The sequence below is a fragment of the Melioribacter sp. Ez-97 genome, assembly GCF_051488665.1.
Taxonomy (GTDB): Bacteria; Bacteroidota; Ignavibacteria; order Ignavibacteriales; family Melioribacteraceae; genus Melioribacter.
In genome coordinates this window covers 23996-35000 of sequence record NZ_JBPSEG010000014.1, presented here as the reverse complement: position 1 = coordinate 35000, position 11005 = coordinate 23996, and the positions used below count along the sequence as shown (strand labels likewise).

The following is an 11005-nucleotide window of genomic DNA, read 5'->3' as shown; positions in this document are numbered from 1 at the left end:
CAGTAAACGGCGGCCGTAACTATAACGGTCCTAAGGTAGCGAAATTCCTTGTCGGGTAAGTTCCGACCTGCACGAATGGTGTAACGATTTGGGCACTGTCTCAACCACGGGCTCGGTGAAATTGTGGTACCGGTGAAGACGCCGGTTACCCGCATATGGACGGAAAGACCCCGTGCACCTTTACTGCACCCTAACATTGGGTTCGAGTAAAGCATGTGTAGGATAGGTGGGAGACTGTGAAGCGGCGCCGCTAGGCGTCGTGGAGTCGCCGGTGAAATACCACCCTTGCTTTATTTGGATTCTAACCTCGACCCTTGAATCAGGGCCAGGGACAGTGTTAGGCGGGTAGTTTGACTGGGGCGGTCGCCTCCCAAAATGTAACGGAGGCTCCCAAAGGTTCTCTCAGCATGGTTGGTAATCATGCGTTGAGTGCAAAGGCATAAGAGAGCTTAACTGCGAGACACACAGGTCGAGCAGATGCGAAAGCAGGGCTTAGTGATCCGGTGGTTCCGAGTGGAAGGGCCATCGCTCAAAGGATAAAAGGTACGCCGGGGATAACAGGCTGATCTTGCCCAAGAGTTCATATCGACGGCAAGGTTTGGCACCTCGATGTCGGTTCATCGCATCCTGGGGCTGAAGAAGGTCCCAAGGGTTTGGCTGTTCGCCAATTAAAGCGGTACGTGAACTGGGTTCAGAACGTCGTGAGACAGTTCGGTCCCTATCCTATGCGGGCGCAGGATACTTGAGAAGAGTCGCTTCTAGTACGAGAGGACCGAAGCGAACGTTCCTCTAGTGTACCAGTTGTCGCGCCAGCGGCAGCGCTGGGTAGCTATGAACGGATGTGATAAGCACTGAAAGCATCTAAGTGCGAAGCACACTTCAAGATGAGGTATCCCTTCCCGACGAAAGTCGGGTCTGAAGACTCCTCGGAGATTACGAGGTTGATAGGCTGCAGGTGTAAGTCCGGCAACGGATTCAGCCGAGCAGTACTAATAGGTCGTGCGACTTAGCCATTAATTTTATTCCAAGATAGATGTATAAGTTTTCGTTCTCTCCAATCTTTTTTTAATGTTTGAAAATTTTCTGGTGGTTATAGCTACGGGGAAACACCTCTTCCCATTCCGAACAGAGAAGTTAAGCCCGTAAACGCCGATGGTACTGCACTGGCAACGGTGCGGGAGAGTAGGTAGCTGCCAGGATTATAATTTAAGCCCGATTTTATGTCGGGCTTTTTTTATTTTAAAATGTATTTTAATGAAAATATTAAGAAAGGCAACGGCGCGGGAGTCCCGCCAGAGGCGGGATAGCTGCAAGGATTATAATTTAAGCCCGATTTTAAGTCGGGCTTTGTCATCTTATAATTTAGAATTTTATTGAGAGAAAATTAGAAAGCTATGCATGTGAAATGAAGAAGAAAACATAAAGAGTTTTATATTTTCTTGCCTCCCAATTTATCAATGACTGCCCTTGTCAATGGATTCGTCTCTTCCGTCTTTTGAGAATTTCCGGTATTGGAAATATTAAATTCAATCTTTTTGCCGAAAATTTCTTTTGTCTTTTGTTCTAAATAATTTTTATGATCGTTGATAATATCAAAATCGTCAGGGTGTTCAACTTCCAGAACTATACGGTTATCAATAAATTCTACAGGATTTGTTTTGTTGAGAAGAGACCCGAAAAAGAGTTTTTCCGATTTTACCTGTTCTACGAATTCGTTCCATTTGGAAATTATCCCCTTTAACTCTTTTTCGTCTTTTGGCGAAGGCGAAACGAATTTTTTTACTTCAGGAACGCTTACTTCCTCCTTATAAGCGGGTCTTACATTCGATATTTTCTGTGTTTTATTTTGCGTGCGGGAAGGTTCGATATCTCTTTTTGACGTACCTGAAGAAAGCTGCTTTATGATTTCGCTTATCGTTGAAGTTTTTTCCAAACCGATTAATTGGCACAATGCAATTTCTACTTTTAATTTCTGGTCGGTAGCCGATTTTATTTCATACTGAGTTTTATTGATGAATGTTAGTATTCTTAGTAAATCGCTTTCCGAGAAACTGTCTTTATACTGAATATATTTTTCTTTATAAAGTTCGGCAGTTTCCACGAGATCGGTCGATTTTCTTAATACTACCGTAAAAATATTTCTGAAATGTTCGTTCAACTCGTTCAGAAAATCGATAAAATTCCATCCGTTATCGTAGATGGTTCGTGTAACTTCGAACGCCGCGTTGAAGTCTTTTGAAAGTATGGCGTCGGAGATACGAAAATAAATATCCTGATCGATTAGATTCAGCATTTGAGAGATTTCTTCGGAGTTAACCTTCTTTCCGCTGTATGAAATGATCTGATCGAATAGGCTTTCGGCGTCTCTCAAAGCGCCGTCGGCTTTTTTGGCTATTAAGGAAAGCGCCGTATCGTCAATTTGAATTCCCTCGGCTTCGGCGATTTTTGAAAGCAGTTTTTTTATTGTATTTAATTCGATTCTTCTGAAATCGAAACGTTGACAACGGGATACAATTGTAAGCGGCACTTTGTGAACGTCTGTCGTGGCGAATATAAAAAGCGTATGTTCCGGCGGTTCTTCCAATGTTTTTAAAAGGGCGTTGAAAGATTCCGGAGTGAGCATATGAACTTCGTCGATGATATAAACTTTATATTTCCCTTTTGCCGGGGCATACTTTACGGACTCTCTTAACGAGCGTATTTCTTCTATTCTTCTGTTAGATGCGCCGTCAATTTCGATTACGTCGAGCGACTGTGAGTTTAAAAAGGATTTGCACATTTCACATTCGTTGCACGGTTCGCCGTCAGACGGATTCAGGCAATTCAGCGCTTTTGCCAGTATGCGGGCGGTTGTAGTTTTGCCGACTCCGCGTGGACCGGCAAAAATGTAGGCATGCGCTATTCTATTGTTTTTAATGGCATTTTTCAGAGTAGTGGTTATGTGTTCCTGACCTACTACTTCTTCGAATTTCTGTGGGCGCCATTTACGGGCTGTTACTAAAAAATTACTCATAATATTATATCATTAACCGTTCTAATTTATCTAAATTTAATTTTTCTGACAAAATGCGGATAAGAAGTTCGAGATAAATTTTGTCAGTATTATTAAACGCCGCCAGGTTATAACTGTCCAGATCCAGAACTCCGTATTTGGTTCCATTTTCGATAATCGGAACCACGATCTCCGATTTTGAATCTGCATCGCAATAGATATGTCCGGGAAATTTTTCCACGTCTTCTACCACTAAAGTTTCGCCGGATTCAATCGATTTTCCGCAAACGCCTTTCCCGAACTCTATTGTCGTGCATGCGGTTTTACCCTGAAACGGTCCGAGATAGAGAATATTGCCTCTGTTAAAATAAAAACCGACCCAGCTGATTTTATCGAATGTTTGTTTCAGGAGTGCCGTAATATTCGAAAGATTTGTCAATAAAGGCAATCCGTCGTCTAATAAGCTCTCCGCCTGCTTGATTAACAGTTTATATTTTTCTTCTTCCGGGAGAGCATTATCTATCTGTCGATATTCCGCCATTATTTTCTACTTTTTTTAGACGTTGTTTTCTTTTTTTTGGTTTGAGTCCTTTTCCCGAAGACATACGGAATAGCGTCTTTGATTGTTTCGATCGGAATAATTTGAAGTCCTTCTTTAACTTCCGGTTTGATTTCTGTCAAATCTTTTTCGTTGTCTTTAGGAATAAGAACGATTGACATGCCGTTTCTTTGAGCGGCGAGTAATTTTTCGTTCAGTCCGCCTATCGGAATAACTTTTCCTCTTAATGTAATTTCTCCGGTCATGGCTACGTCGTTCCGGGCAGGTTTACCGCTGAATACGGAATAAAGAGCCATTGCCATAGTAATGCCTGCAGAGGGACCGTCTTTCGGAATCGCGCCTTCGGGCAAGTGAATATGAATTTCTTTTCCTTTATGGAAATTGTGAGGAAGACCCAATTCTTTAGCGTTTGACCTCAGGTAGCTCAAAGCGGCAAGAGCCGATTCTTTCATTACATTGCCAATTTGACCTGTAAGAGTAAGTTTTTCCTGACCGTCCATAACGGTTGCATCGACCTGTAAAATTTCTCCTCCGACGCTTGTCCATGCCAATCCGGTAACGCTCCCTACGCGCAATTCTTTGTCGGCTTTCTTCGGACGGAATCGGGGTACGCCCAGATATTTTTCAATCGTTTCAGGAGTAATAGTGATTTTCACCTTCTGTTTTCTCTTACCGTTAGTGGAAATTACAATTTCGTGCGCGGTTTTTCTGAATACTGATGCAATTTCTCGCTCAAGATTTCTGACTCCCGATTCCCGGGTATATTCGTTGATAATCTTTTTTATCGCCTCGTCCTGAATTTCAATTTTGAATTTATCGAGTCCGTGCGCTTTTAATTGTTTCGGAATGATGTGCCTTTTAGCTATTTCAAGTTTTTCAAATTCGAGATACCCGGGCAGCTCGATTATTTCCATACGGTCTTGAAGAGGTAATGGAATATTATATCTTACATTTGCCGTCGTAATAAACATTACCTGAGAAAGATCATAATCGACGTCGAGATAATGGTCGTTAAACGAGTGATTTTGTTCGGGGTCGAGAACCTCGAGCATAGCCGAAGAAGGATCTCCGCGGAAATCCATACTCATTTTATCGATTTCGTCGAGCAGCATTACGGGATTAATTGTCTTGGCTTTTTTCATCGACTGGATAATTTTGCCCGGCATTGAACCGATATATGTTCTGCGATGTCCTCGTATTTCAGCCTCGTCGCGGACTCCGCCCAGTGAAATTCTAACAAAGTTTCTTCCAAGCGCTCTTGCTATTGATTTCCCCAATGAAGTTTTTCCTACTCCGGGAGGTCCTACAAAACAAAGTATTTGACCTCGCATGTTTTTAACGAGATTAAGAACTGCAATATGTTCGACAATCCTTTCTTTCGGTTTTTCGAGCCCGTAGTGGTCTTCATCGAGAATTTTTCGAACGTTTTTTACGTCGAGGTTATCGCGTGTTTTTTTGTGCCAGGGCACTGCAATAAGCCAATCGAGATAATTTCTTATTACAGTGGCTTCGGGAGAAGACGGGGGCGTCTTCTTTAATTTATTCAATTCGTCTATGGCTTTTTCATAGACTGGTTTGGGCATCTTTGCTTTTTCAATTTGCTCTTTTAATTTCACAAATTCGGGGGCAATTTCTTCTTCGTCTCCCAATTCTTCCTGCAGTATTCTTATCTGTTCCTGTATAATAAATTTGCGTTGTGTTTTGGCAATATTTTCCTGGACTTTGTTTTCAATCTCTTTTTCGATCTTAAGAATTTCAATTTCCGAATTAAGTATTCTTATGACTTCATAAAGTTGGTCTTTAAGCGTAAAATGTTGTAAAATTTTTTGCTTTACTTCGATTGATTGATTAATGTTAGCCGCAACGTAGAACAGTTTTCGGTCGGGCTCGTCGATATTTTCGAATGCATTAATGGCTTCGGGCGGAATGGCTTTGTTAATTTTAACATATTCTTTGAACAGGTTCGACATCTGACGTAAAAGAGCGTTTAACTCGCGGGGATTTTCTTCTGTCGGAGTTATAACTTCCAATTCAGCTTCGAAAAATTCTTTCCTGTCGGTAAAACGAACGATTCTGCCCTGAATCACGCCGTCGACCAGGATTTTCAATAAGCCGTTGGGCAATTTCAGAATTTGAATGATTTTTGCAATAGTGCCTTCGGGATAGATATCATCCGGAGTAGGTTCTTCGATCGACGCTTTCTTTTGAGCAGCAAGAAAAATATACTTGGAATTTTCGAGCGCAAAATTTGCGGCTTTTATCGACTGTTCTCTTCCTACCAGGACGGGAAATATCATGTAAGGAAAAACTACCGTGTCTCGCAGAGGCAGTACCGGTAATTTATTCGGAATGTCCTCAATCATCGAATAATCATTTTCGCTGGCTTTGATTTTTTCTTCCATATAAAACTTTGTTCCTTTGTATTGGTTGAATTAAATATACATAATAATGCGCAGGCTATCAATTAGTATAAAATGCCCGGTGAAATTCAATTTTTATTCTACAAAAATAGTATTTTTGTGGGACATAATTTTAAACTTTACGGGATATAAATGCTTGACAAAGTAATTGAAGCGGCGCAAATAGCCGGAGAAATAATCAAAGAAGGTTACAGAAAGAATATTTCCGTTGAATACAAAACAAATCTTGCGAATCTTGTTACCGAAATCGATAAAAAGTCCGAAGAAGCGATAATTAATTTCATCTCGAAAGAATTTCCCGGTCATTCTGTATTGGCTGAGGAAAGCGGTATTAAGGAACGGGATTCTGAGTACAAATGGATTATCGACCCGCTGGACGGCACTACGAATTTCGCGCACGGGCTCCCAATTTTTTCGGTATCAATTGCGGTTCAGAAAAACGACGAAATAATTTGCGGAGTAGTTTACGACGTTATGAGAGATGCGGTCTACAGCGCAGAAAAAGGCGGCGGGGCTTATTGTAACGGTCGTAAATTGGAAGTAAGCCGGAACGACGATTTGAGAAAGAGCCTGCTCGTAACCGGATTTCCGTATAATATTGATGAAAATCCCGACCATGCAATTGAACGTTTCGTAATTTTTCTGAAAAATTCGAGAGCGGTCAGACGTCTCGGTTCCGCGGCTATCGATCTGTGTTATGTTGCCGAGGGTATTTTCGACGGGTTCTGGGAAGTTTATTTAAATCCGTGGGATATGGCTGCAGGCAAATTGATCGTAGAAGAAGCAGGCGGCGTTGTAACAAATTTTAAGAATGAACCGCTCGATATCGCAGGAAAACAGATATTGGCTACGAACGGAAAAATTCACGATATAATGCTGGAATTGTTAAACAGCGTCTGACGCTTGTTATATAAAACTTATTGTTTTAATTTTGCGTTTACAAAAAGAACCGATTCTTTTGAACGGTTACTGGTTTTAATAATCAATAAATAAAAAAACAGGACTTGATCCCAGGGACAAGTACCATGAAAATGAAGATCGTTTTTCTTTCCGTATCTGCCGCTTTGCGTGCGTCCTTAGTTGGAATCCGTCCTGTAAATGAGGCTAATGAAAACCGTATCGGAATTCAGAAATTCTAAATCGAAGGAAAAAATTTCCGTTATTACTTGCTATGATTACTGGTCGGCAAGAATTATCGACGAGTCGGATATCGACGCCGTCCTCGTAGGCGATAGTCTTGCTATGGTAATGCACGGGTACGAAACTACAGTTAACGCCGACATAGATCTAATGGCTTTGCATACTTCCGCCGTCAAACGCGGGATTACAAACAAACTTATTATAGCGGACATGCCGTTCCTTGCGCACCGTATGAGCAGGGATAAATTGATGGAAAATGCGGATAAGTTGATTAAAGCCGGCGCTCAGGCATTGAAAATTGAAGGCGGCGACCAGGATACGATTGATTCAATTCGTTATCTGGTCGAATCGGGCATACCCGTGATGGGACATCTCGGACTGACGCCTCAGTCGGTTCATCAAGTCGGCGGATTCAAGTTGAGAGGAAAAGAAAAGGATGAAGCCGAATTTATAATCGAAAGCGCGGGCAAACTTGAAACCGCAGGATGTTTCGGAATTGTACTCGAAATGGTACCTTCGCAAATCGCAAAGATAGTTACCGAACAAATTTCGGTCCCTACTATCGGCATAGGAGCAGGCATGTACACGGACGGGCAAGTGCTTGTTTTTCATGATATGTTGGGATTTAATAAAAATTTTAGTCCTAAGTTCCTGAGGAAATATCTGGACGGTTACTGCTCAATTATGGACGCGGTCAATGCTTATTCGCGCGACGTTAAAAACGGAATTTTCCCGAATAAAAACGAGAGTTTCTGATGACAAGGATAATTAAGACAATATCGGAATGGAGAACAATAAAAAATGAAACTGGAAACAAAACGATCGGTTTTGTTCCGACTATGGGCGCATTGCATCGGGGGCACGAATCGCTAATCGAAAAGAGCACGAGCGATAACGACATTACGGTTGTAAGCATTTTCGTCAATCCGACGCAATTTAACGACCCGGATGATTTGCAAAATTATCCACGCGCTTTTGAAAAAGATTATGAGATTTTGAATTCCCATAACGTCGATTATCTTTTTTACCCGGACTATGGAGAAATTTATAACGACAATTACAGATATAAAATAAGCGAATCGGAGCTTAGTAAAATTTTGTGCGGCAGATTCAGACCGGGACACTTTGACGGCGTATTAACTGTGGTAATGAAACTGTTCAACATTATTAAACCGCACAGAGCCTATTTCGGAGAAAAAGATTATCAGCAGCTCAAATTAATCGAAGGAATGTGCAAAGCGTTTTTTATGGATATAGAAATAATTCCGTGCCCAATTGTGAGAGACGAAGACGGACTGGCGTTAAGTTCCAGGAATAAACTGCTCTCGGAAGACGAACGAAAATTTGCGCTTAATTTTCCTCGCCTTTTAAAATCGAATAAATCTAAAGAAGAAATTTTCAGAGAGCTCGAAAATCTCGGCTTCAAAGTGGATTATATAGAAGAATTGGACGGGAGAAGATTGGGCGCCGTTCGTGTGGGAAATGTGAGGTTGATCGATAATGTTAATATCTAAAAAAATTCTCGTCGGAATCACGGGCTCGATTGCGGCTTATAAATCGCTCTATCTGATTTCCAGGCTGGTTCAGAACGGGTGCGATGTAAAAGTCGTTGCTACAAAGTCGGCTCTTCAATTTGTAGGGAGCGCCTCGATTGAAGGCTTAACCGGGAATCGGGTTTATAACGATCTGTTCGAATCCGGTACGGTTATGAGCCACATCAATTTAATTAAATGGTGCGATCTTTTCATTATTGCGCCTGCAACGGCAAACGCGATTAATAAGATTGCTTCAGGCATTGCGGACGATTTGCTGACTTCGCTTGCACTGGCAAGAGACGCTTCCACTCCTTTTCTAATTGCTCCGGCTATGAATACGAACATGTATTTTAATCCGGCTACGCAGACGTCGATTGCAAAATTAACCGAATACGGAGTAATTGTTCTTCCGACTGCCGAAGGTTATCTTGCATGCGGCGACGAAGGCGCAGGTAAACTGCTCGAGCCCGAAATAATCCTTAATTTTATCAAAGCTAATTTGATTAAAAAAGAGAGACCAAAGAAAAAGCTTAAAATTCTGATAACCGCCGGAGGCACAAAAGAAAATATCGACGGCGTGCGTTATATTACAAATTTGAGCACTGGAAAAACGGCGTCGGAACTGGCGAATTACTTCTCTGCCAGAGGACATCCGGTTGATTATCTCTCGTCGAATGATGCAATACGTCCGGGATTAGTAAACGATATTTGTCACTTTGAGGATTTCGAAAGTTTGGACAGTAAATTAAAATTGTCGCTCGATGCAAATGATTACGATGTTGTCATTCATAACGCGGCAGTCAGCGATTTTTCGCCTGTGGCATTGACGGCAAAAAATGTTAAAATCGATTTGCCGTCGAATAAAAAAATATCTTCCGGCGTCGAAGATGTTTCAATTATTTTAAAAAGAAATCACAAAATATTGGCGCGTATAAGAGATTACAGTTCGAAAAAGAAAATCATGATAGTCGGGTTTAAATTTACTAATACGCAGAATCCGGATGAAAGAAAAGAAGCCGTCAAAAAATTGTTAACCGAAAGTAATTGCGACCTTGTTGTACAAAACGACCTGAGCGATCGGACGAACGGCATACAGCGGAATTTTAATCTTTACGACAAGAACGGAATCATAAATTCTTCGGAAGATCCGTTTTCGCTGGCAATGCAACTCGAAAATTATTTCGAAACAAATACCGGGAATGCAACATGATTATTTGTCTTGACGTAGGAAATTCTCACATTTACGGCGGATTGTATCGGAATTCCGAATTGGCGTTACAATTCAGGAAGACATCCCGCGAACGATTTACGTCCGACGAGTTCGGGATTTTCCTGAGGAGCGTTTTAAAAGAAAACAATTTTACGCCCGAAGAAGTAAGCGAAATATCTATCTGCAGCGTAGTGCCCGACCTCAATCATTCAATCCGTTCGGCTGCGCTCAAATATTTTAATGTGGAGCCGTTCTTTCTGAAGCCGGGAGTAAAAACAGGTTTGAAAATAAAATACAGAAATCCGCTCGAAGTAGGTGCCGACAGAATTGCCAATGCCATTGCCGCTGTCGATAAGTTTCCCGGCAAAAATCTGATAGTTGTCGATTTCGGAACAGCCACAACATTCTGCGTTATAAGCAAGCAAAAGGAATATTTGGGCGGTATTATTATTCCGGGCGTGAAAATATCGATGGAAATTCTTGAAAGCTCCACTGCGCAGTTGCCGGCGGTTGAAATTACCGAAGCCGCAGAAGTCGTCGGACGCTCGACTGTCGAAAGCATTCAGTCGGGACTCTATTTCGGACAAATCGGAATTGTGAATGAATTGAAAAAAAGAATTACCGAAGAAGCATTCGGAGAAGACAAACCGATTGTTATCGGTACGGGCGGTTTTTCGAGGCTTTTCGAATCGGCGGGTTTGTTCGACATTATTATTCCCACATTGGTGCTCGACGGTCTGTTCAAAGCAATTTTAATCAACAGAGAATCGGAAAGATGAAAAGAACACTATTAAAATCGAAACTACACAGGGCGGTTGTCACTTCAGCCGACTTGAACTACGAAGGTTCAATTTCCATCGACAAAGAATTATGCGAGCTGGCGGACATAAATGAATTTGAGAAAGTCGATATTTATAATATCAATAACGGAGAACGATTTTCTACGTACGTAATTTACGGCGGAAAAGGAGAAATCGGTCTCAACGGGGCGGCTGCCAGGCTGGTACAACCCGGCGATTTAATAATAATTGCCAGTTACGCCGTTTATGACGAGTCTGAAGTCAAAAATTTCAAACCGAAAATACTCCTCCTGGACGGTCAAAACCGGGTAAAATAATTTGCAGTAAGATTTTCGTTTTCATATTTTTG

9 protein-coding genes and 2 rRNA genes (1 of these 11 only partly in view) are annotated in these 11005 nt (G+C 41.7%); 8 read left to right on the top strand and 3 right to left on the bottom strand.

Translation table 11 applies throughout. The features are described 5' to 3' along the window. Both ACSSWA_RS13240 and rrf read left to right on the top strand, forming a co-directional pair. Positions 1-1014: ribosomal RNA gene (locus ACSSWA_RS13240) — 23S ribosomal RNA — on the top strand; it begins 2003 nt to the left of the window's first position. Positions 1015-1082: 68 nt separating this feature from the next. Then, a 5S ribosomal RNA gene (rrf, locus tag ACSSWA_RS13235) occupies positions 1083-1199 on the top strand. A gap of 230 nt (positions 1200-1429) precedes the next feature. On the opposite strand, the gene dnaX is transcribed toward rrf, so the two are convergent. The 3 genes from dnaX to lon are packed head-to-tail and all read right to left on the bottom strand — an operon-like array spanning position 1430 to position 5953. Continuing rightward, complete coding sequence (gene dnaX, locus ACSSWA_RS13230; RefSeq protein ID WP_437357031.1) at positions 1430-3013, bottom strand: DNA polymerase III subunit gamma/tau; 1584 nt, start codon at positions 3011-3013, stop codon at positions 1430-1432. A 4-nt stretch (positions 3014-3017) separates the two neighbouring features. Further along, complete coding sequence (locus ACSSWA_RS13225; RefSeq protein WP_437357030.1) at positions 3018-3533, bottom strand: GAF domain-containing protein; 516 nt, start codon at positions 3531-3533, stop codon at positions 3018-3020. Continuing rightward, positions 3533-5953, bottom strand: a complete 2421-nt coding sequence (lon, locus tag ACSSWA_RS13220; RefSeq protein WP_437357029.1) for an endopeptidase La — start codon at positions 5951-5953, stop codon at positions 3533-3535. The genes ACSSWA_RS13225 and lon overlap by 1 nt, the downstream gene beginning before the upstream one ends. Before the next feature lie 150 nt (positions 5954-6103). Here lon and ACSSWA_RS13215 point away from each other — a divergent pair, with 150 nt between their 5' ends. The 6 genes from ACSSWA_RS13215 to panD all read left to right on the top strand — a co-directional run bounded on the left by ACSSWA_RS13215 (position 6104) and on the right by panD (position 10973). After that, positions 6104-6871, top strand: a complete 768-nt coding sequence (locus tag ACSSWA_RS13215) for an inositol monophosphatase family protein (protein WP_437357028.1) — start codon at positions 6104-6106, stop codon at positions 6869-6871. A gap of 207 nt (positions 6872-7078) precedes the next feature. Further along, on the top strand, positions 7079-7867 hold the full coding sequence (panB, locus tag ACSSWA_RS13210; protein WP_437357027.1) for a 3-methyl-2-oxobutanoate hydroxymethyltransferase: 789 nt from the start codon (positions 7079-7081) through the stop codon (positions 7865-7867). Then, positions 7867-8625: a pantoate--beta-alanine ligase gene (gene panC, locus ACSSWA_RS13205; protein WP_437357026.1), complete on the top strand. Its 759-nt coding sequence runs from the start codon at positions 7867-7869 to the stop codon at positions 8623-8625. Before panB ends, panC begins: the two co-directional genes overlap by 1 nt. Then, positions 8612-9856: a bifunctional phosphopantothenoylcysteine decarboxylase/phosphopantothenate--cysteine ligase CoaBC gene (gene coaBC, locus ACSSWA_RS13200; RefSeq protein WP_437357025.1), complete on the top strand. Its 1245-nt coding sequence runs from the start codon at positions 8612-8614 to the stop codon at positions 9854-9856. The genes panC and coaBC overlap by 14 nt, the downstream gene beginning before the upstream one ends. Beyond that, on the top strand, positions 9853-10635 hold the full coding sequence (locus ACSSWA_RS13195) for a type III pantothenate kinase (protein ID WP_437357024.1): 783 nt from the start codon (positions 9853-9855) through the stop codon (positions 10633-10635). Before coaBC ends, ACSSWA_RS13195 begins: the two co-directional genes overlap by 4 nt. Next, positions 10632-10973 (top strand): aspartate 1-decarboxylase, encoded by a 342-nt coding sequence (panD, locus tag ACSSWA_RS13190; RefSeq protein WP_437357023.1) that lies wholly within the window; start codon positions 10632-10634, stop codon positions 10971-10973. The genes ACSSWA_RS13195 and panD overlap by 4 nt, the downstream gene beginning before the upstream one ends. Positions 10974-11005 lie beyond the last annotated feature (32 nt).

Bases quoted from the DNA above. Each gene is read 5' to 3' on its own strand.
- panD (WP_437357023.1), top strand. From the start codon at position 10,632: ATGAAAAGAACACTATTAAAATCGAAACTACACAGGGCGGTTGTCACT.
- panC (WP_437357026.1), top strand. From the start codon at position 7,867: ATGACAAGGATAATTAAGACAATATCGGAATGGAGAACAATAAAAAAT.
- ACSSWA_RS13215 (WP_437357028.1), top strand. From the start codon at position 6,104: ATGCTTGACAAAGTAATTGAAGCGGCGCAAATAGCCGGAGAAATAATC.
- panB (WP_437357027.1), top strand. From the start codon at position 7,079: ATGAAAACCGTATCGGAATTCAGAAATTCTAAATCGAAGGAAAAAATT.
- ACSSWA_RS13195 (WP_437357024.1), top strand. From the start codon at position 9,853: ATGATTATTTGTCTTGACGTAGGAAATTCTCACATTTACGGCGGATTG.
- dnaX (WP_437357031.1), bottom strand. From the start codon at position 3,013: ATGAGTAATTTTTTAGTAACAGCCCGTAAATGGCGCCCACAGAAATTC.
- coaBC (WP_437357025.1), top strand. From the start codon at position 8,612: ATGTTAATATCTAAAAAAATTCTCGTCGGAATCACGGGCTCGATTGCG.
- ACSSWA_RS13225 (WP_437357030.1), bottom strand. From the start codon at position 3,533: ATGGCGGAATATCGACAGATAGATAATGCTCTCCCGGAAGAAGAAAAA.
- lon (WP_437357029.1), bottom strand. From the start codon at position 5,953: ATGGAAGAAAAAATCAAAGCCAGCGAAAATGATTATTCGATGATTGAG.